This is a genomic window from Paraburkholderia sp. BR13444, from assembly GCF_040948755.1.
Lineage (GTDB): Bacteria > Pseudomonadota > Gammaproteobacteria > Burkholderiales > Burkholderiaceae > Paraburkholderia > Paraburkholderia youngii.
Genome location: NZ_JBFPKM010000021.1, coordinates 113625 through 134390, shown reverse-complemented (window position 1 = coordinate 134390; position 20766 = coordinate 113625). Strand labels below are relative to the sequence as shown.

Sequence of the window (20766 nt, the reverse complement as noted above, 5' to 3'; positions counted from 1 at the left end):
CGCATACTTCGAGCGGCTGGGTGCACCCCGACTCTCATAACCTCAACTTCCCGAACCGCCCGGTGCGGACCCGCATGCCGGGTGGTGTGGCAGGGGCACGGCCTTATGGCCGTCCCCTATGCCGTTTCGGCTGCCCGTTGCCATCGCCTCGCGGAAAGCTCGGGACAAACAGCCATTGCCAGCGCGCGCGGCCTGTTTTACCGTTGATCCGACTCATCCTCGCGGTCCTGCCATGTTCGATCCAACCGAAGCCCCGTCACCGTTTCATCTGCGCACGGCAAGCATGGACGATTTCGAGTTTGCCGAGGCGCTGACCCGCAACAACATGGGCGGCTACTATCGCCGGCATCATCTGGTCTGGCGCAGCGATCTGTTTCTCGGCAGTTGGCGGGAATCGGAGAATTTCATTCTCGAAGTGGATAGCGTGCCGATGGGCGTGCTGCGTATCACCGAGGAGGGTGATTCGCTGCATATCCGCGACGTGCAGATTGCCGAAGGATATCGGCGGCTTGGCGCCGGTACGTTTCTTCTCGACATCTCGCATCAATGGGCGCGCGAGCGGGGGCTGCGCGAGTTGCAGTTGCGCGTGTTCGTCGATAATCCGGCTGCGCGGCTCTATCAGCGCAAGGGCTACAAGCTCGCTGGGCCGCGGCTCGCGCAGCTAGGCGCAATCCGTCATCTGGCGCGGCGGGTTTGAGGCCGGGTCTGCGTGGATCGCCGACGCGCACCGCCACGCATCGACGTTCACCGCTCGGCAACATCGGCCGAACCGGCTTGATCCTGTGCCGTTTCATCATCCGCTTGCGCATCATCATGCTCGCCGTTGCTTGCGCGATGCTCGGCGCCTCGGTCGATAAACGCGCGTGGACTCGCGCCGAACGCGCGCCGGAACATCGCGGAGAAGGCGCTTTGGCTCTGATAGCCCAGTTCCTGCGCGACATGCGACAGCGGCCGTCCCTGGCTCAACAAGGGAATGGCGCGCGCGAGGATCGCCTGCTGACGCCACTGCGAAAAACTCACCCCCAGCTCCTGACGAAACAGCCGCGCGATCGTCCGCGTGCTCGCGCCGACCGTCGACGCCCACTGTTCGAGCGGCTCGCCATGCATCGGGTCGGCGATCACGGCCTCGCACAGCGCGCGCAGGCGCTTTTCGCTAGGCATCGGCACGGACAGCGGCAACGGCTCGGAGCGCGTCAGTTCATCGAGAGCGAGCGCGCCGAGCAGTTGCTCGCGCGCGGCGGACAGGCCAGGCGTATCGAGCGCGGCAATCACCTCGCGCAACAAGTTCGATACTTCGACGACGCGCGGCGTATCGAGCCCGGCCGGCACCGTATTCTCGGTGATGTACAGCGTGCGCAGGAACGCATCCTCGACAGCAACCACTTCGTGCGTGACATGCGGCGGCAACCAGATCGCGCGCGATGGCGGCACCATCCACGTCGTGCCCGTTGTCGCGACGCGCAGCACGCCGCGCGACGCATACGCGACCTGCGCCCATGCATGCGTATGACGCGCGATATGCCAGCCCGCCGGCATCGGCCGCGAGCGCACGCGGATCGGATGCGTGTCGTTCGGCGCGAACTCGGGCGGTATGTCGGCGAAACGCACGCGGCTCAACGGGTTGGACTCGGCGGACGAGGGCATGGCAAGGTCGGTTCGGATAACGGAGCCGGCAACGGCGAAGCGCGGTCGAGGCCATTCACCGGCGCGGGTTCCAAGCATTGTAGATCGTGCCTGGTTGCTGATGCCGTCGGGCCACCGTTGCATAATGTCCCGATGGCCCCCGAGCCACCAATCTCACCTCTGACCACGGAGACTCAACGACGATGCAGACCGTCTTTGTCTATGGCACGCTGCGTGCCGGTGAAACCAACGACATCAGCGAAGCCGCCGCGCGCAACGACCTCCCCGCGCCAAGCCTGCTCGGCAGCACCACGGTGCGCGGCCATCTGTTCGATTTTGGCGACTATCCGGGTCTCGTCGTCGACGAAGCGGGCGTCGACGTGGTAGGCGACGTCTATGAAATCGACGATGCGCTCGTCGCGGTGCTCGACGAAATCGAAGCCGTATATCCGGGTGTCGACGAGCGTTTTCTGGCCCGCGAGGTGATGGTCAAAGTAGACGGAAACGTCGTGAACTGCCGCTTCTATCCGGTTGTGCCGAACGCGGTAAAAGGGCTGCCCGAAATCCGTTCGGGAGATTGGGTCAAACATCGGCGCACGCGCTGAGCCGGTGCGCGCAACCGGCCAATAGAGCAGCGCGCCACGTATGTCCGCGGCGCGCCATCATTCAAGCTGATGCGATCGCCTGGCTCGAGCAGGCACGAGGCGCCCGAGCCCGCGTCATCGACACCATCAAATCTCTTCGTAAAGCGGCAGCGTCAGAAAATCGGTGAACTGCTCCGCGGTCGACATCTGCTCGAAGATCTGCGCGGCGCGCTCATACGGCTTCGTATCTCCGCCCACCGTCTGTTTGACCTTGTCGAGTTCCTGCCTCGCGAGCTCGCGCACCAGTTCGACCGTCACCTTGCGGCCGTCATCGAGCTTGCCCTTCGGCGAGCGGATCCACTGCCACACCTGCGAGCGCGAAATCTCGGCGGTGGCCGCGTCTTCCATCAGGTTGTGAATCGGCACGCAGCCATTGCCCGCGAGCCACGAACCGAGGTAGTGGATGCCGACGTTGATGTTGTTGCGCAAGCCCGCTTCGGTGATCGGCGTTTCCGGGCGGAAGTCGAGCAGATCGGTCGCGGTCACGAGCACGTCGACGCGCTGCTTGTCGATCTGGTTCGGCCGGTCGCCGAGCACCTTGACGAACTCTTCCATCGCGACCGGCACGAGACCCGGATGCGCGACCCAGCCGCCGTCGTAGCCATCGCCAGCGTCGCGCGCCTTGTCCGAGCGCACGCCGGCCATCGCCTTGTCGTTCGCGGCCGCATCGTTCTTGATCGGAATCAGCGCGCTCATGCCGCCGATCGCCGGCGCGTTGCGGCGATGGCAGGTCTTCAGCAACAGCAGCGCGTACGCGCGCATGAACGGTGACGTCATCGTGATCTGCGAGCGATCGGCGAGGCAGAAGTCGCGGTCGCTCTTGAACTTCTTGATCGCGGAGAAGATGTAGTCCCAGCGGCCCGCGTTCAGGCCCGAGCTATGTTCGCGCAGCTCGTACAGGATTTCGTCCATTTCGAACGCGGCGACGATCGTCTCGATCAGCACCGTCGCGCGAATCGTGCCACGCGGCACGCCAACGGCTTCCTGCGCGGCGACGAAGATGTCGTTCCACAGGCGCGCTTCGAGATGGCTCTCCATCTTCGGCAGATAGAAGTACGGGCCCGAGCCGCGCGCGATCAGCTCCTTCGCGTTGTGCACCATGTACAGCGCGAAATCGAAGATGCCGCCCGACACGCGCTTGCCGTCGACCTTCACGTGCTTCTCGTCGAGATGCCAGCCGCGCGGACGCACGATCAGCGTCGCGGTCTTGTCGTTGAGCCGGTACGACTTGCCGTTCTGTTCGAGCGAGATCGTGCGGCGCACCGCGTCCTTCAGATTGACATGACCGGTGATCTGGTTGTCCCAGCTCGGCGCATTCGAATCCTCGAAGTCGGTCATGTAGGAGTCCGCGCCCGAATTGAGCGCGTTGATGATCATCTTGCGCTCGACAGGTCCGGTGATCTCGACGCGCCGGCACTGCAGATCCTGCGGCAGCGGCGCGATCTTCCAGTCGCCTTCGCGCACGCTCTTCGTCGCGGCGAGAAAGTCGGGACGCTCGCCCGCGTCGAGCCGCTTCGCACGTTCGACGCGCGCCTGCAGCAACTGCTGACGACGCGGCTCGAACGTACGGTGCAAGGCCGCGACGAGTTCCAGCGCTTCGCGGGTGAGGATCGCTTCAAAGCCGGGCTTGATGTCGCCGGTGATTTCCATGCCTTGCGGCAACGACAGCGGATTAGCCATGTTTTCTCCTTGGTCGGTCAGATTGCAAAAGTGCGAAGGTTGAAGATGGGAGACGGTTCCCGAAAGCGAGCGGGCTGTCATACGCGCGGGCTGGCGCGCTTGCGGCCGCCACTGCCATGAGTTTTGGTTTGACGGCCGCCGCTCGAGCGCGACGACGTCGAGAGCGTCCGCAGAAAGCCCAGCAGATCGTTCATGCCGCCGCCGGTGCCATGCGGGCGCACTCCAAGCTCTTCGACGGGCAGGTTCTGCCGGTTCAGCCAGAACGTCGTGAAGCCGAACCACGTCGCGCCCGCGACGTCCCAGCCGTTCGACGACACGAACACGATCTCGCGCGCGGCCACGCCGAACGCATCGGGGCCGAGCGCATACGCGGAGGGCGCGGGTTTGTACGCGCGCACCGCATCGACCGACAGCACATGATCGAAGAGGGCGCTCATGCCGGCGCTCTTGACCGCGATGTCGAGCATTTGCGGATTGCCGTTGGACAGAATCGCGAGCCCGAGTCTGAGCCCGACACGCGGCGCGCCAGCGGGCTCGCGCAACGTGCGCAGCACCGGCACCGCGTCGGGAAACGCCGACAGGCACGCGTATTCGTCCATCAGACGCTTTTCGGCCGAGCGGCCGAGCGTGAGCTGCAGTCTTTTCGCGGCGAAGCGCAGTGCGTCGAGCGTGATGTCCCAGAACGGGCGGTAGTGTTCGCCGGGGGCGTCGCTGCGCGCGGCGAGCGTGCGCAGCTGCGTGTATTCGATCTGCTTCTGGCGCCAAAGCTGCGACAGCGCGTCGCCGTGTCCGGGGAAGAGTTGCTCCGCTGCGGCGATCACCGAATGCACGTCGAACAACGTGCCGTAGGCGTCGAAAATCACAGCTCGCGGTGAGGGTGTCGTTGTGGCCGACATTGCCATGCGCTCCTGTCAGAGGTCGGGATCGATTGTATTGGTGACCTTAGGTGCTAAAAAATAGGCTAAAGATCACTTGATCTTTTACTTTCATATACCTAATCTCGCACACAACCCTCACTCTTGCGCCGATTTCATTGGTTCGCACGGCGCGCATCGTTCATGGACCGTTTCAAGCAGCTCGAGACCTTCGCCACCGTCGCGGCCAAAGGCAGCCTGTCCGCGGCGGCGCTCGCCGAGGGCGTCGCTCCCGCGATCATCGGCCGGCGCATCGACGCGCTCGAGGAGCGCCTCGGCGTCAAACTCTTGGTGCGCACGACGCGCAAGATCACGTTGACATTCGAAGGCTCGGCCTTTCTCGAAGACTGCCAGCGCATCCTTCACGACATGCAGAACGCCGAGGCGAGCGTGTCGGCGGGCGGCGTCAAGGCGAGCGGCCATCTGCGGCTGTCGGCGCCGGCCGGCTTCGGGCGCCGGCACGTGGCGCCACTGGTGCCCGCATTCACTGTCGCGCATCCGGACGTGTCGATCACGCTCGATCTGTCCGATCGTCTCGTCGATCTCGTCAACGAGGGCTTCGATTGCGCGGTGCGGCTCGGCGAGTTGCCCGATTCGTCGCTGGTGTCGCTGAAGCTCGCCGAAAACCGCCGCGTGTGCGTCGCGTCGCCCGCGTATCTGAACCGGCGCGGCGCGCCGCACAGCCTCGCCGAGCTCGCGCGCCACAACTGCCTCGCGCTCGGCGCGAGCGCGAACCAGCAGCGCGGCTGGATGTTCCAGCACGACGGCAAGGTCGTGTCGATCAAGGTGTCCGGCACGATGGAATGCTCGGACGGCGCGGTGCTGCACGAATGGTGTCTCGCCGGACACGGACTGGCGTGGCGCTCCTGGTGGGAAGTCGGCGCGGACCTCGCGGCGGGACGCCTCGTCACGGTGCTTGACGAATTCGCCGCGCCGCCAATCGGCATCCACGCGGTGTTCCCGCAGCGCCGTCATCTGCCGCTGCGGGTGCGGCTGTTTCTGGACTTTCTCAAGCATACGTACGGCGAACCCGGTTACTGGGACTGACGCGCCAATCTCCAGACGGACGCAATTACCCGCATTCATACGCATTACAATCGTTCCGGGCAGCCTGCACCCTGGGCTTTGTTGGACGCTGACGCCGTGCTGCGCGCAGCCGGCGACGGAGGGCATCATGTTCAGGCACATCCTGGTTCCGACCGATGGCTCAGATCTTTCACGCAAGGCGATAGCGGGCGCGATCGATCTCGCGCAGGCCGTGGGCGCCCGCGTGACCGCGTACGCATGTCTGCCGCAATATCCGTACTCGCCGTTCTCCGATGTCGCGGTCGAACCACCCGGCGAGTTCCTGCAACGCAGCGAGCGCGAAGCGCGCGTGCATCTGCGCGAAGTCGAGCATGCGGCCCACCGCGTCGGCGTCCACGTCGAGAGCCGCACGAGCGTGCATCCGGCGCCGTATCTCGGCATCATCGAAGCGGCCGAGCAGGGCGGCTGCGACGTGATCTTCATGGCGTCGCATGGGCGGCGTGGGCTCGGCAGCCTGTTGATCGGCAGTGAAACGCAGCGCGTGCTCACGCATACGAAAATTCCTGTGATCGTCTATCGCTGATTCGCTTTGCGCCGCCGCCGGCGGCGTGCCGGCATCCGCCTTCAAAAAAAACGCACCGGCGGCGAAGCCGGCGCGTTCAGGTTCGCCGCACGCTTGCCGCGTGCTGGCTTCTCTCAGACCCCGGCCGCTGGCATGCGCACTAATGCTCCTGCCAATCCGGTACGGCGCGGTCCCCCCTGTGTCGGCGGCACTCTGACGGTGCCGCTCGACATTTGCCAATCGTTGCTGCGTTCAGGCCACGGGATTGCGTGACCCGACCGGCTGGTCTCAGGCGACCTTCTTGTCGAAGAACTGCTCGTTTTCCGTCGAACCATGCAGCGCGGTCGTCGATGCTTCGCGCTCGACCGTCTGCGTGACGGCGTCGAAGTAGCCAGTGCCGACTTCGCGCTGGTGCTTGACCGCGGTGAAGCCCTTTTCGGCCGCCGCGAATTCCGCCTGCTGCATTTCGACGAATGCGGACATCTGGTTGCGCGCATAGCCGTACGCGAGGTTGAACATCGAGTAGTTCAGCGCATGGAAGCCGGCCAGCGTGATGAACTGGAACTTGTAGCCCATTGCGCCGAGCTCGCGCTGGAACTTCGCGATCGTCGCGTCGTCGAGGTTCTTCTTCCAGTTGAACGACGGCGAGCAGTTGTACGACAGCAGCTGGTCCGGGTACTCCTTGTGGATCGCGTCGGCGAATTTCTTCGCGAACTCGAGGTCCGGCTTGCCGGTTTCGCACCAGATCATGTCGGCGTAAGGCGCGTACGCGAGGCCACGTGAGATCGCCTGTTCGAGGCCCGGCTTCGTGCGATAGAAGCCCTCGACGGTGCGCTCACCGGTCAGGAAGGGGCGGTCGTTGTCGTCGATGTCCGAGGTCACGAGGTCGGCGGCTTCCGCGTCGGTGCGGGCGAGCAGCACGGTCGGCACGCCCGACACGTCGGCGGCCAGACGCGCGGCGGTCAGCTTCGCGACGGCTTCGCGGGTCGGCACGAGCACCTTGCCGCCCATGTGGCCGCACTTCTTGACCGAGGCGAGCTGGTCTTCGAAGTGCACGCCCGACGCGCCCGCTTCGATCATCGCCTTCATCAGTTCGAACGCGTTCAGCACGCCGCCGAAACCGGCTTCCGCGTCGGCCACGATCGGGGCGAAGTAATCGACGTAGCCTTCATCGCCCGGGTTCTTGCCTTCCGACCACTGGATCTGGTCGGCGCGCGTCAGCGTGTTGTTGATGCGCTTGACGACGAGCGGCACCGAGTTGGCCGGATACAGCGATTGGTCCGGGTACATTTCACCGGCGACGTTGGCATCGCCCGCGACCTGCCAGCCCGACAGATAGATTGCCTTCAGACCGGCCTTGACTTGCTGCATCGCCTGGTTGCCGGTGAGCGCGCCGAGCGAGTTGACGAACGGCTCGCTGTTCACTGCGGCCCACAGCTTTTCGGCGCCGCGCTTTGCGAGCGTGTGCTCGGGTTGCACCGAGCCGCGCAGACGCACCACGTCTTCGGCCGAGTAGGTGCGCTTGACACCCTTCCAACGCGGGTCCGTTTCCCATTGTTGCTTGAGTTGCTGCACTTGCTGTTCGCGGGTCATTGTCATGATGTGCTCCTTCGATGCCAGTTATGGAGGATGGGTGACTCTGTCTTCTCGAAGCGTAGGGCCAGCAGAGGCGTTCTGTTTCGTGAAGTCTTATATAAGAGTCTAGGCAAATCGATGGACGCACAATAGACGCCGCAAAGCGTTTTTCCAATATTTGTTTTCCCTTTAAATCAATAGGTTGAGTCCTACGTTTCGCGATAAGAAACGATATTTTCCCTGCTGCAATCGCTGTTCTTGTGCTTTGCAGCATCATTTTTTACGACGCAAAAAATTTTTTTATATCGTGAAATTTAGGGTGGTTAGGCAAACGGCAAAAAAAAACCGGTGCCTTAGCACCGGTCTTCTTTGTGGTCACGGACGACGCGAGGCCGTCCGGTCGTTCAGATAACGAGGCGGTTAGTCACCGCGACGTGCCGAACGCGGACCGTCGTTGCGGCGCGCGCCGTAGCCGTCACGCGAACCGTAACCGTCGCGCGAACCAGCGCCGAAGCCTTCGCGCGAGCCATAGCCGTCACGCGAGCCGCCGCGGCTGTCACGCGAACCGTAGCCGTCACGCGAACCGCCGGCCGACTTGTTGCCCCAGCTGTTGCCGCCGCCGTTGCCGTTGCCGTTGCCGTTGCGCGAGCCGCCGTAGCCGCCCGACTTGCCCGAGCCGCTGCCGAAGCGGCGGCCGTTACCGCCCGGACGACCGCGGCCACCGAATCCAGGACGGCCGTTGCCCGAAGGCGGCGCCTTGCGCGGCTCGAAGCCTTCGACGACGTTGACCGGCAGCGGCGTGCGCACGAAGCGCTCGATGCGCTTCAACGCGCCCTGTTCGGCGTGATGCACGAGGCTCACCGCGATACCCGAGCGGCCCGCGCGGCCGGTACGGCCGATACGGTGCACGTAGTCTTCGGCGAACTTCGGCAGGTCGTAGTTGAACACGTGCGTGATGCCCGGGATGTCGATACCACGAGCGGCGACGTCGGTTGCAACCAGCACGCGCACGCGGCGCTCGCGCAGCGCGCGGATCGTGCGGTTACGCGCGCCTTGCGGCAGGTCGCCGTGCAGGGCGGCCGATTCGAAACCGGCGTCGGCCAGACGGCCTGCCAGCTGGTCGGCGTCCATCTTGGTTGCCGTGAAGACGATCGCCTGATCGAGGCCGTCCGCACGCAGCAGATGGTCGAGCAGACGGTCCTTGTGATCGCGGTCGTCGACGTAGTGGACGGTTTGCGAGATGTTGGTGCGCTGCTCCATGCGCTGGACGATCTCGATACGCTCCGGGTCCTTCAACAGACGGCCGGTCAGCGAGCCGATCTTGCCGTCGAGCGTGGCCGAGAACAGCATGGTCTGACGCGTAGCCGGGGTCTCGGCGACGATCGTGTCGATGTCGTCGATGAAGCCCATGTCGAGCATGCGGTCGGCTTCGTCGAGCACGAGGATCTGCAGTTGCGACAGATCGATGCGGCCGCGCTCGAGGTGGTCGATCAGACGGCCCGGCGTCGCAACGAGGATTTCAGGGTTCTTCGCGAGCAGCATCAGCTGCTGGCCGTAAGCGACGCCGCCGAGAATGCTGACGGTGCGCAGGCGCTTGAGGTGCTTGCCGTACGTCGCGGCGGCGGTCGTGACCTGCATCGCGAGTTCGCGGGTCGGCGTCAGCACCAGCATGGTCGGACGTGCGACCGGCTGCGGACGGCGGCCGCGGCCACCGTCGGCCGGGCGCGGTTCGCGCGGCTGGCTCGCCTGGGCCTTTTGCAGCTGCGCGAAACGCTCGATGGCGGGCAGCATGAAGGCGGCGGTCTTGCCCGAACCGGTCGGGCTCGAAACCAGCAGATCGCGGCCTGCGATACCAGCCGGCACAGCGCGTTGCTGCACCGGGGTGGGGTGCTCGTAGCCAGCGGCGGTCAGCGCGGAGACGACTTCCGCGGACAGGCCGAGCGACGCGAAGCTCGGCTTGGCGTCAGCCTGCGCGGCGGCTGCGGGAGCGGCGGGCGCGAGACCAAGTGCTTCGTCGGCGATGGCGTTCAACGGGCTGCTGTGGGTGTTGCTCAAAGTCATGTGAATCCTTGAAAACGATCCTGGGTGGTTCATCGGATGAAAAACGTCAACGCCAATCGGCATACCCAAGTCGTCGGATTCAGCGAGCAAAAAAGCAGCGAGCAAATCGAAAAACGGGGGCAACTCGCGACAATGAAGGCGAGTTTTTCGTTAGAAGCTGTATCGGATGCGACATGCCAACATGGCGAGTCGCCAGCCTGGGACTTGAGCCCGTAGTGGGCTAGGCAGAAGGGGACAGGTTCTAAACTGGATTGGAGCAAACGCTATGGGACGCTGCGCCGCGAGGACCGTTGGAAAAAACGGGCGAAGCAGTGAAGCGCAGGCGGCATTATAGCGACCTTTGCTGCACTGCGCCACCATTCAGGCAATTCCGACAGAAAAAAGTGACGGAATGCGGTAGGGAAGTGAGGGCGGCGGCTCGGGGCTTCGTGTTCGCAAACCGCCGCGAGGCCGTTGCAGCGTTGCCAGACGGTCATTTCCGCAGACGACCGGTGCGCCGGAAAATCAGGCCGCGGCGCCGCTCTTCAGTGATTCGACGAGTTCGACGTATTGCTGCTTAGCAGCGTCCTGCGCGGTGCCCTTGAGCGCCGCCCAAGCTTCGTACTTGTATTTGCCGACGACGTCGGTGAAGCCCGGCTTGTCGCCGTGCACGTCGCCTTCGCTCGCCTGCTTGAAGAGCGCATACAGACGCAGCAGCGTCAGATTGCCCGGACGCTCGGGCAGCTGCTTGACGTCCTGCTGGGCTTGTTCGAACTGGGAGTTGATATCGGTCATGGTGGTTTGGCCCGGGTGGCGGGGTAGATGAGATCGGCTGAAAATCATAACAATTGACCGCCGCCGCGGGGCCGAGGGCTTATTCCAAACCGGGCGGCCGCGAAGGGGGCAGCGTGGCCGCGCAAACCACCATTCACGCGCACCGCGCCGATTACAATACGGTCCATGACTCAAACAGTGCTCCTTGCAATCGATACTTCGACCGAATTCTGTTCGGCGGCGCTCGTGTCCGCGTCCGTCGATGCCGCCGGTCAGCCCAACGCCGAACCGCGCGTCTGGGTTCGTCACGAACAGACCGGCGCGGTGTCCAGTACCCGCCTGCTGCCGGCGATCCGCGAACTGTTCGACGAAGCCGGCCTCACGTTGGCGGACTGCGACGCGATCGCGTTCGGCTCGGGTCCGGGTTCGTTCACCGGACTGCGTACGGCGACCGGTGTCGCCCAAGGCCTCGCGTTCGGCCTGAACCTGCCGGTCGTACCGATCGGCACGCTGCTCGCGTGCGCGGAGAGCGCCCGCCTGCGCGATCCGTCGACGACGCGCGTGCTCGCCGCGCTCGACGCGCGCATGGACGAAATCTACTGGGCCGACTACGCGTGGGACGACGCGCAACACGAATGGCGCACCGTTCAGACGGCGTCGCTCGATGCGCCCGAGCGGATCGTGTTGCCCGACGTACCGTTCACACTCGCCGGCAACGCGGCCGCCGCGTTCGGCGAGCGGTTGCCGGCGGTCGCGGCCGCGCGAAGCGTCGATGGCGAGGCGTTGCCGCATGCGTTGCCGCTCGCGTACGCGGCGCTGCGCGCGTTTCATGCGGGTCGCACGGTAACAGCCGATCAGGCCGCGCCCGAGTACGTCCGCGACAAGGTCGCGCAGACGACCGCCGAGCGCATGGCCGACAAAGCGGCGAAATCAGCCAAAGCGGCTCATAGCGCCGGGCAGTTCGCACAGAGTGCGCCCAACGGCGCGGCTGGCCAGCCGTCCCACGACGAGGCGCGCCCATGAGCGGCGTGCTGCTCACGGACCGCTACATGTCGCCGATGACCGAAAGCGACCTGGACGAAGTCGCCGCGATCGAGAAGCTAGCGTATGAGTTTCCGTGGAGTCGAGGCAACTTCGGCGACTCGCTGCGCAACGGCTATTTCGGCGTCTGTCTGCGTCACGTGACAGGCACTTTGATCGGCTATTGCGTGCTGATGCCGGTCGTCGATGAAATGCATCTACTGAATCTTTGCGTCGCTCCGCAAGCGCAAGGCGCCGGCGCGGGCCTCGCGCTGCTGCGCGAGGCGGTGCGCATCACGCACGCGGAGAAGCTCGACGGGCTGCTGCTCGAAGTGCGGCCGTCGAATCATCGGGCGATCCGTTTATACGAGCGCTTTGGCTTCGCATCGATCGGCCGGCGCAAAAATTATTATCCGGCGCGGCATCGCGCCCGGGAGGACGCGATCGTGATGCGTCTGTCGTTTGGCACGGAGGGCGAAGATGGCGCTGCATGAATCGGTGCTCGAAGAATTTGGACTCGCGCCGTTGTGGGTGCGTCGCGGACTCACCGCGCGGGAGGCGGAAGCCGGGCAGGGTGATGCGTCGCCGTCGCTACGGGAAGACCCAGACGACGAGCGTCGCGCGGAACCGGCGCCGCAGATCGCGCGCGAACCGCTGCGCGCATCCGCCGACGCGCAGCCGCAGCAAGCGACGCGTGAATCCGCACCGCGCTTCGACGAAACCGCCGCACGCCGCGAGCCATCGCAACCGCAACCCGACTTTTCAGTCCCGCCGACTTTCGACGCCCCACCCGACGACGACTTCGCGTGGTTCGACGATCCAACCGCATCGGCCCCCGCACCCGCCGAAGCACGCCGCGACGCGCCCGCTCTGCCGGCTATCCACACGCTCGATTGGGACGCGCTCACCGAGCGCGTCGCCGGATGCGAGGCCTGCCGGCTGTGCGAGAAGCGCACGAACACGGTGTTCGGCGTCGGCGATCGCGAGGCCGACTGGATGCTGATCGGTGAAGCGCCCGGCGAGAACGAGGACCGTCAAGGTGAACCGTTCGTCGGCCAGGCCGGCAAGCTGCTCGACAACATGCTGCATTCGCTCGCGCTCGCGCGCGGCACCAACGTCTATATCGCGAACGTGATCAAGTGCCGGCCGCCTGGCAACCGCAATCCGCAGCCAGATGAGGTCGCGCGTTGCGAACCTTATCTGCAACGCCAGGTGTCGCTCGTGAAGCCGAAGCTGATCGTCGCGCTCGGCCGGTTCGCCGCGCAAAGTCTGCTGAAGACCGAGGCGAGCATTTCGTCGCTGCGCGGCCGCGTGCATACGTACGAGGGTGTACCGGTGATCGTCACCTATCATCCGGCCTATCTGCTGCGTAGCCTGCCCGACAAGGCGAAGGCATGGACGGACCTGTGCCTTGCGCGCGCCACGTGGCTCGCGAACGGCGGCGCGCCGTCGAACGAATCAAAGTGACGATCCCCGAGGGACCGGCGGCGCGCATGCCCGCCGCGTCTGTCAGCCGCGCGGCGCTTCTCGATACGTTGCTGGGTTTGCGTGACGATGCTTCAGTCGATGCGCTGCGCGATCCCGCCGTCCGCGATCTCGCCTGGCTGCTGCTGAGTCCCGATCTGTTGCGCCCTCAGCCTCCCGCGGGCGCGCTCGCCGATCCATTCGACACACCGCAGGAATTACAGGCCACGCTCGACTGGCTGCACGCGCTCGATGCCACTCCAGGACTTCTGCATCAGGATCTCGCGGCAACGCGCATCACTCGTCTTGGCCGCTACGCCGAACGCCTGCTGGGCTTTTTCCTTCGTCATGGGCCGGGCACGCAACTTATCGCAGCGGGTGTGCCGCTACGGCACGCGGGCCGCACGCTCGGTGAATGCGATTTCCTCGTGCGCACACGCGAGGGCGTGCGACTGCATTGGGAACTCGCAGTGAAGTGCTATCTGCATGCGGGCGATCCGAATGGGGCAGAGGCGGCGCGTCTCGCCGATTATGTCGGCCCCAATCTGAAGGACCGCTTCGATCTGAAGCTCGCGCATCTGCTCGATCATCAGTTGCCGCTCAGCGCACGCGACGAATTTGCATCGACGGGCTATACGGGCGCGTGGACGCCGCAGATGTTCGTCAAAGGCTGGCTGTTTTACCGGCATGGCGCCACGCCCGCCGATCTTGCCGAACTCGATCCCGCGCATGGCCGCGGCTGGTGGGTTACGCATCGCGACTGGCCGGCGTTCGAGTGCGCGCACACGCACAAGTGGCGGCTGTTGCCGCGGCTCGAATGGCTCGCGCCGCAGTATCGAATGCAAGCCGGCGCGGACGACTCGAGCTATGTCGACGCAACCGCGCTCGCCGCTCGAATCTCACCGCAATACGGCCCGACGATGGTTGCCGGATTCATCGAAGACAACACGGGACGTCTGCTCGAGCGCTCGCGCGGCTTTATCGTGCCCGACGACTGGCCCGAGCACGCGCGGCGTTACGCGAAGCAATAGCGTCGCTCACCACCACCGATGAAAGTGATGCACCGGCCCCACGCCGTGGCCGACGTCGAGCCGCTCGCTCGCCTGCAGCGCACCGGTTAGATAAACCTTCGCATCGGCCACGGCGCTAGCGAGATCGTCGCGCTGCGGAATCAACGCCGCGATCGCCGACGACAACGTGCAGCCCGTTCCATGCGTGTTCTTCACCGGTATGCGCGGACCGCCGAGACGCAGCGTGCCGCTTTCCTGCACGAGCCAGTCGGGGCTATCGGTCGCGCTCAGATGGCCGCCCTTCATCAGCACCGCGCGCGCGCCGAGCCCGCGCAACGCTTCGCCTTGCTCGACCATGCCGGCTTCGCCGGTGGCGGGCTGCGTGCCGAGCAGCGCGGCCGCTTCCGGCAGATTCGGCGTCAGCAGATCGGCGAGCGGCAGCAGTTCGTCGCGTACCACCGCGACCGCATCGGGCAGCAACAGCGCGTGATTGCTCTTCGAGATCATCACCGTATCGAGCACGATATGTTTGGGCCGGTGACGGCGCAGCGCGTCGGCGACCGCGCGCGCGATCGGCGCGTTCGCGAGCATGCCGATCTTCACCGCGTCGATGCGGATGTCGTCGAACACCGCGTCGAGCTGCGCGGTGATGAACCCTGGGTCCGGCGCGTGGATCGCGGTCACGCCGCGCGTGTTCTGCGCGGTCAGCGCGGTGATCACGCTCGCGCCATAGGCGCCGAGCGCGGAGAAGGCCTTCAGATCGGCCTGGATGCCGGCGCCGCCGCCGGAATCGGAACCGGCGATCGTCAGCACATTGGGAATCGTTTGAGTCATGGTCGAGCGAGGAAGAAGAAGGGCGCGCTCGTGCGTGTCGCGGCCGGCCCGGCGCGGTTGATCAGTGCTTGGCTTCGCCGATCAGCGCGACCGAATCGAACGCGCGCTGGTTCGCCTGGTGGCGCCGCATCACGAGCCACATCATCACGCACACGAAGGTGCCGAACAGCACGATCACGACGGTAACCGGCACGTCGAGCCACACGAGCACCGCGTACAGGCACAGCATCACGAGCACGGACAGATTCTCGTTGAAGTTCTGCACGGCGATCGAATGGCCTGCCGACAGCAGCACGTGCCCGCGATGCTGCAGCAGCGCATTCATCGGCACGACGAAAAAGCCCGACAGGCCGCCCACGAACATCAGGAAGATATACGCGAAGATCAGGTAGCCCGACACGTGCATGCGGCCAAAATAAATGCCCCAGTGCGGGGGAAACAGATCGCGCGTGTAGAACGCCATCAGCATCACGGAGATACCCATCATTATGCCGACCGGCAAGACCGACAGCGACTTCTTCAACGGCACACGCGAAGCCGCAAAAATCGCGCCGCCCGCGACGCCCACCGCGACCACCGCCTGCAGGATCGCCGCCTCTGACAGCGACATGCCCAACGACACCTCGGCCCATTTCAGCACGATGAACTGCAGCGTCGCGCCCGCCCCCCAGAACAGCGTCGTCACGGCGAGCGAAATCTGTCCGAGCTTGTCGCGCCACAGCACGAGAAAGCAGTCGGCGAAATCGGTGATCAGACGGATCGGACCGTGTTCCTGGCGCGGATAGCGCGCGCCGGTGTCGGGAATGCGCAGATTGAATAGCGCCGCGACCACGTAAATGCCCATGATCACGAGCATCGCGGCTTCCGCAGGCGTGTTCACGGTGGAGACGTGCCATTTGAGAATTGGCGCGGCGATGTGCGGGCTGATCAGCGCGCCGCCGAGCACCGTGCCGAGAATGATCGAGCCGACCGTGGTGCCTTCGATCCAGCCGTTCGCGGCGACCAGCCGGTCAGGCGGCAACAGTTCGGTGAGAATGCCGTATTTGGCGGGCGAGTAGGCCGCCGCGCCGAAGCCGACGATGCCGTACGCAATCAGCGGATGCGCGCCGACCAGCATCGTGATGCAGCCGACCACCTTGATCGTATTGGTGATGAACATCACGCGTCCTTTCGGACGGGAGTCGGCGAATGCGCCGACGAAGGCGGCAAGGACGACGTACGACAGCACAAAAAACAGCTTGAGCAGCGGCGTCATCCAGTTCGGAGCGTGAAGATCTTTCAGCAGTGCGATAGCAGCGATCAGAAGCGCATTGTCGGCCAGCGACGAAAAAAACTGCGCGGCCATGATGGTGTAAAAGCCTTTTTTCATCTGATGCGATGCTGTCCTCGCTGCGGTCCGTCCGCCCCGGCCGTTTGTTATGCGTCCGGGCTTATGCCGATCGAAATGGGTTGTGCGCACGGCTTTATATCATGAAAATAGATGGATTCAGACTAGCAGAATCCTTGATCGCACCGCCCAGCGGGCCGCAGAGCGCTGAAAACGCCTTGTAAGCCGCTGATTCGCAAGTGTCTTTTCGAAAAAATCCCATGCCGCGCCCCCTTTCCGCCACGATTCATACCGCTGCTCTCGCCAATAACCTCGCTGTCGCGCGGCGCTATGCGCCGAAATCGAAAATCTGGGCCGTGGTCAAGGCTAATGCCTACGGGCATGGCCTCGCGCGAGTGTTTCCCGGATTGCGCGCGACGGACGGCTTTGGGTTGCTGGACCTCGAAGAAGCGGTGAAGTTGCGTGAATTGGGCTGGGCAGGCCCAATTCTTCTGCTGGAAGGCTTTTTTCGGCCGACCGACATCGACGTAATCGACCGCTACAGCTTGACCACCGCGCTGCATTCTGACGAGCAGCTGCGCATGCTCGAAATGGCGCGCCTGTCGAAACCGGTCAATATCCAGTTGAAGATGAACACCGGCATGAACCGGCTCGGCTATACGGTCGAAAAATTCCGTGCCGCATGGGAGCGCGCGCGCGCCTGCCCTGGGGTCGGCCAGATCACGTTGATGACGCATTTTTCCGATGCCGATGGCGAGCGCGGCATTGCTCATCAGATGGAGGCGTTCGAGCGCGGCGCGCAGGGCATCGCCGGTGCGCGCAGCCTGTCGAATTCGGCCGCGACGCTGTGGCATCCGGAAGCGCATTTCGACTGGGTTCGTCCCGGCATCATCCTGTACGGCGCGTCGCCGTCCGGCGTGACGGCCGCGATCGACGGCACCGGCCTGCAGCCCGCGATGACGCTCGCGTCGGAACTGATCGCCGTGCAAACGCTCGGCGAAGGCAGTTCGGTCGGCTATGGGTCGACGTTCACCGCGCGTGCTCCGATGCGCATCGGCGTGGTCGCGTGCGGTTACGCGGATGGCTATCCGCGGGTCGCGCCCGAAGGCACGCCGGTGATCGTCGATGGCGTGCGCACGCGAATCGTTGGACGTGTGTCGATGGACATGCTGACCGTCGACCTGACCCCGGTGCCGACCGCCAACGTCGGCTCGCGCGTGGAACTGTGGGGTACCGCGCTGCCCATCGACGACGTCGCGCAAGCCTGCGGCACGATCGGCTACGAGCTGATGTGCGCGGTCGCGCCGCGTGTGCCGGTTCGGGCGGAGTAACGCGTGGCGAAAGCGAAGACGTTGTACATCTGCGGCGAATGCGGCGGACAGTCGCCGAAGTGGTCCGGTCAATGCCCGTCCTGCCAGGCGTGGAACACGCTCGTCGAATCGGTCGCGGAGGCGCCGTCCGGTCACCGTTTCCAGTCGCTCGCGAAGAGCACACCAGTGCGGCGCCTCGCCGACATCGACGCGTCGGACGTGCCGCGCTTTTCCACCGGCGTCAGCGAATTCGACCGCGTGCTCGGCGGCGGCCTCGTGCCGGGCGGCGTGGTGTTGATTGGCGGCGATCCGGGCATCGGTAAATCGACGCTGCTGTTGCAGTCGCTCGCGGAAATCGCCGCGGACAAGCGCGCACTCTATATCAGCGGCGAAGAATCGGGCGCGCAGATCGCGTTGCGCGCGCAACGGCTCGCACTGCTCGAACCCGGCTCGAAGGCGAGCGAACTGCAATTGCTCGCGGAAATCCAGCTCGAAAAAATTCAGGCGACGATCACCGAGCAACGGCCCGAAGTCGCCGTGATCGATTCGATCCAGACCGTCTATTCGGATGCTTTGACATCGGCGCCGGGCTCGGTTGCGCAAGTGCGCGAGTGCGCCGCCCAACTCACGCGCATCGCCAAGCAGTCGGGCACCACGATCATCATGGTCGGGCACGTGACGAAAGAAGGCGCGCTTGCGGGGCCGCGCGTGCTCGAACATATCGTCGATACGGTGCTGTATTTCGAGGGGGATACGCACTCGTCGTACCGTCTCGTGCGCGCGATCAAGAACCGCTTCGGCGCGGTCAACGAGCTCGGCGTGTTCGCGATGACCGAGCGTGGTTTGCGCGGCGTCGCGAATCCGTCGGCATTGTTTTTGTCGCAGCACGAACAGTCGGTACCGGGGTCCTGCGTGCTCGTCACGCAGGAGGGCACGCGGCCGTTGCTCGTCGAAGTGCAGGCGCTCGTCGATTCGGCCAACGCGCCGAATCCGCGCCGCCTCGCGGTCGGCCTCGAACAGAACCGGCTCGCGATGCTGCTCGCGGTGCTGCATCGGCACGCGGGCATCGCCTGTTTCGATCAGGACGTGTTCCTCAACGCGGTGGGCGGCGTGAAGATCTCCGAGCCCGCCGCAGACCTCTCGGTACTGCTCGCAATTCATTCGTCGATGCGCAACAAGCCGCTGCCGAAAGGGCTCGTCGTGTTCGGCGAAGTGGGCCTTGCCGGCGAAATCCGGCCGTCGCCGCGCGGTCAGGAACGCCTGAAGGAAGCGGCCAAGCTCGGCTTCTCGGTGGCGGTGATTCCGAAGGCCAATGCACCGAAACAGCCGATCGAAGGCTTACAGGTCGTTGCGGTCGAACGGATCGAACAGGCCATCGACCGCGTCCGCACGCTCGAATAGACGGAGCCGGGACAGCTCGCCGGTACTTTGTGCGCTTGTGGTCCCGTAATGCCCTGTAAATATCGCCATATTGGCTGTAACCTGGCCGCCATACCTTTTTCCTAAGCTGTAACGATATGCATCCCTTCTGATGCTCGAAAAAGGATCGCGCTTTGAAACAGTCACATGAAACCGCTGCCGACCAGCACATCCAGGTGCGCGGCTGCCGGGTCTCCGCACCGATTCATCAGCCTTGGGGCGGCGCTTGCCGAATCGTCGAGTGGATCGACACCGCCGGGCAGATCTCGCGGCGGGTGGTGGCCGAAGACGTGACAGCCGCCGAAGTGCGGGCCACGATCAGCCGCCATGTGGAAGGTCGCAAGCACTTGCTGTACGACGACGAGAAATCACCGCGTCAAACGTTGCCGAGACAGACGGCGACGCGGCGTTGACGGTGGCGGGTTAGGCCGCGTCGTCGTCTGAGTCGGCGGCGCTCGCGGCCACCGCCGCATACGCGTGCGGGTTGAACAGCGGATGCTGCGCCGCTTCAGCGGGCGTGAGCACCGGCGACACGCAGCAATCGAGCGATTCCAACGATTCCACCCACTCGCCGAGCGTGCGCGTCGCGATCACCTCAGCAAGTTCCCGGATGAGCGCCAAGGCATCGGGACCGCCGATCGCCTGCCCCAAGCTCCAGTGACGCGTCGCCCATTCGGGCCGGTCGAGCGCCATGCACAGCGTTTCCCAGAACTTCAATTCGAGCGCGCCGACCGCGAGCCAGCGCTCATCGCTCGTGCGGTACAGGTTGTAGCAGGGCACGCCGCCATTCAACAGACCACGGCCCGCGGCGGGCGCCGCCCCTTCGTTGAGCAGCGAGACCTGCGCGACGAAGTTGTGCGCATAGCTCGTGTGCGTCATCGATACATCGACGAAGCGGCCCGCGCCGCCTCGCGCGACATGCCAGAGCGCGGCGAGAATCTGCGTGACCGCGCTCAAGGCGCCACCGAGCAGATCGGCGATCTGGAAGTTCGGCAGGATCGGCGCACCGTCGCGGCTTGCCAGTTGATCGAGCACGCCCGCATAGCCGATGTAGTTCAGGTCGTGACCGGCATGGTCCGCGAATGGACCGCTTGCGCCATATCCGCTGATCGCGCAATAGACGAGCCGCGGATTGGCCGCGCTGAGCGTCGCGTAACCCAGGCCGAGTCGCTCCATCACGCCGGGCCGGAAGCTCTCGATCAGCACGTCCGCTTCGGCCGCGAGCGCGCGCAGCACGTTGCGTCCCGCTTCGGATTTGAGGTCGAGGCGCGTCTCGCGCTTGCCGCGATTGACCATCCGGTAGAACGCACCGGGCCGGCCCGCGACACGATCGCTCGACGATTGCATCATCGTGCGCGTCGGGTCGCCCGCGCCGGGCGCCTCGATCTTCAGCACATCGGCGCCGAGCTCGGCGAGGCGCAGCGCGGCCGCCGGCCCCGGCAAGAGGCGCGTGAGGTCGAGCACGCGGAGTCCTTGCAACGGTGGCGGCAGCTCGGTTGCGGTTGCAGCCGCGGGTCCAGACACCGATGACGCGGACGACGAGT

Annotated in this window: 20 protein-coding genes; 11 read left to right on the top strand and 9 right to left on the bottom strand. The window is 64.9% G+C overall.

Annotated elements, in window-relative coordinates:
* Positions 1-232 precede the first annotated feature (232 nt).
* Positions 233-697 carry a GNAT family N-acetyltransferase gene (locus tag AB3X95_RS35525; protein ID WP_176108257.1) on the top strand — a complete coding sequence of 155 codons (465 nt, stop codon included), beginning with the start codon at positions 233-235 and terminating at the stop codon, positions 695-697.
* Between the two features lie 47 nt (positions 698-744).
* Here the strand turns inward: AB3X95_RS35525 and AB3X95_RS35520 are convergent, their stop codons facing one another.
* The gene (locus AB3X95_RS35520; RefSeq protein WP_176368934.1) at positions 745-1644 is read right to left on the bottom strand and encodes a helix-turn-helix domain-containing protein; all 900 of its coding nucleotides are present in this window, start codon (positions 1642-1644) and stop codon (positions 745-747) included.
* Between the two features lie 182 nt (positions 1645-1826).
* Between AB3X95_RS35520 and AB3X95_RS35515 the strand changes: the two genes are divergently transcribed.
* A complete protein-coding gene (locus AB3X95_RS35515; protein WP_176108259.1) occupies positions 1827-2228 on the top strand; it encodes a gamma-glutamylcyclotransferase in 402 nt (133 codons plus the stop codon).
* 126 nt (positions 2229-2354) lie between these two features.
* On the opposite strand, the gene aceB is transcribed toward AB3X95_RS35515, so the two are convergent.
* Positions 2355-3947: a malate synthase A gene (gene aceB, locus AB3X95_RS35510; protein ID WP_368623703.1), complete on the bottom strand. Its 1593-nt coding sequence runs from the start codon at positions 3945-3947 to the stop codon at positions 2355-2357.
* Between the two features lie 77 nt (positions 3948-4024).
* Complete coding sequence (locus tag AB3X95_RS35505) at positions 4025-4843, bottom strand: haloacid dehalogenase type II (RefSeq protein WP_368623702.1); 819 nt, start codon at positions 4841-4843, stop codon at positions 4025-4027.
* Between the two features lie 162 nt (positions 4844-5005).
* Between AB3X95_RS35505 and AB3X95_RS35500 the strand changes: the two genes are divergently transcribed.
* Together AB3X95_RS35500 and AB3X95_RS35495 are read left to right on the top strand one after the other, a co-directional pair.
* Positions 5006-5908, top strand: coding sequence for a LysR family transcriptional regulator (locus tag AB3X95_RS35500; protein WP_176124949.1), 903 nt, complete (start codon positions 5006-5008; stop codon positions 5906-5908).
* 127 nt (positions 5909-6035) lie between these two features.
* Complete coding sequence (locus AB3X95_RS35495; RefSeq protein WP_018435495.1) at positions 6036-6470, top strand: universal stress protein; 435 nt, start codon at positions 6036-6038, stop codon at positions 6468-6470.
* A 267-nt stretch (positions 6471-6737) separates the two neighbouring features.
* Here AB3X95_RS35495 and aceA read toward each other — a convergent pair whose 3' ends face one another.
* The 3 genes from aceA to AB3X95_RS35480 form a co-directional block, all read right to left on the bottom strand.
* Positions 6738-8042 (bottom strand): isocitrate lyase, encoded by a 1305-nt coding sequence (gene aceA, locus AB3X95_RS35490; RefSeq protein WP_368623706.1) that lies wholly within the window; start codon positions 8040-8042, stop codon positions 6738-6740.
* Between the two features lie 402 nt (positions 8043-8444).
* Positions 8445-10085 (bottom strand): DEAD/DEAH box helicase, encoded by a 1641-nt coding sequence (locus tag AB3X95_RS35485; RefSeq protein ID WP_368623701.1) that lies wholly within the window; start codon positions 10083-10085, stop codon positions 8445-8447.
* A 504-nt stretch (positions 10086-10589) separates the two neighbouring features.
* Positions 10590-10859: an acyl-CoA-binding protein gene (locus AB3X95_RS35480; RefSeq protein ID WP_368623700.1), complete on the bottom strand. Its 270-nt coding sequence runs from the start codon at positions 10857-10859 to the stop codon at positions 10590-10592.
* 165 nt (positions 10860-11024) lie between these two features.
* Between AB3X95_RS35480 and tsaB the strand changes: the two genes are divergently transcribed.
* The 4 genes from tsaB to AB3X95_RS35460 are packed head-to-tail and all read left to right on the top strand — an operon-like array spanning position 11025 to position 14353.
* Complete coding sequence (tsaB, locus tag AB3X95_RS35475; RefSeq protein ID WP_368623699.1) at positions 11025-11861, top strand: tRNA (adenosine(37)-N6)-threonylcarbamoyltransferase complex dimerization subunit type 1 TsaB; 837 nt, start codon at positions 11025-11027, stop codon at positions 11859-11861.
* Positions 11858-12352 carry a ribosomal protein S18-alanine N-acetyltransferase gene (gene rimI, locus AB3X95_RS35470; protein WP_176124953.1) on the top strand — a complete coding sequence of 165 codons (495 nt, stop codon included), beginning with the start codon at positions 11858-11860 and terminating at the stop codon, positions 12350-12352. Before tsaB ends, rimI begins: the two co-directional genes overlap by 4 nt.
* Positions 12339-13325 (top strand): uracil-DNA glycosylase family protein, encoded by a 987-nt coding sequence (locus AB3X95_RS35465; RefSeq protein WP_368623698.1) that lies wholly within the window; start codon positions 12339-12341, stop codon positions 13323-13325. Before rimI ends, AB3X95_RS35465 begins: the two co-directional genes overlap by 14 nt.
* Positions 13322-14353, top strand: a complete 1032-nt coding sequence (locus AB3X95_RS35460) for a DUF1853 family protein (RefSeq protein WP_368623697.1) — start codon at positions 13322-13324, stop codon at positions 14351-14353. The genes AB3X95_RS35465 and AB3X95_RS35460 overlap by 4 nt, the downstream gene beginning before the upstream one ends.
* Before the next feature lie 6 nt (positions 14354-14359).
* On the opposite strand, the gene thiD is transcribed toward AB3X95_RS35460, so the two are convergent.
* Positions 14360-15166 (bottom strand): bifunctional hydroxymethylpyrimidine kinase/phosphomethylpyrimidine kinase, encoded by an 807-nt coding sequence (gene thiD / locus AB3X95_RS35455; RefSeq protein WP_176368943.1) that lies wholly within the window; start codon positions 15164-15166, stop codon positions 14360-14362.
* Positions 15167-15227: 61 nt separating this feature from the next.
* Positions 15228-16535 (bottom strand): lysophospholipid transporter LplT, encoded by a 1308-nt coding sequence (gene lplT, locus AB3X95_RS35450; RefSeq protein ID WP_368623696.1) that lies wholly within the window; start codon positions 16533-16535, stop codon positions 15228-15230.
* A gap of 218 nt (positions 16536-16753) precedes the next feature.
* Between lplT and alr the strand changes: the two genes are divergently transcribed.
* The 3 genes from alr (at position 16754) to AB3X95_RS35435 (ending at position 19635) form a co-directional block, all read left to right on the top strand.
* Positions 16754-17824 (top strand): alanine racemase, encoded by a 1071-nt coding sequence (alr, locus tag AB3X95_RS35445; protein WP_176124955.1) that lies wholly within the window; start codon positions 16754-16756, stop codon positions 17822-17824.
* Positions 17825-17827: 3 nt separating this feature from the next.
* Positions 17828-19204, top strand: a complete 1377-nt coding sequence (radA, locus tag AB3X95_RS35440; protein WP_013089722.1) for a DNA repair protein RadA — start codon at positions 17828-17830, stop codon at positions 19202-19204.
* Between the two features lie 152 nt (positions 19205-19356).
* Complete coding sequence (locus AB3X95_RS35435) at positions 19357-19635, top strand: DUF2866 domain-containing protein (RefSeq protein WP_176108271.1); 279 nt, start codon at positions 19357-19359, stop codon at positions 19633-19635.
* Positions 19636-19645: 10 nt separating this feature from the next.
* Here AB3X95_RS35435 and AB3X95_RS35430 read toward each other — a convergent pair whose 3' ends face one another.
* A complete protein-coding gene (locus AB3X95_RS35430) occupies positions 19646-20701 on the bottom strand; it encodes a CaiB/BaiF CoA-transferase family protein (RefSeq protein WP_176368944.1) in 1056 nt (351 codons plus the stop codon).
* Positions 20702-20766 lie beyond the last annotated feature (65 nt).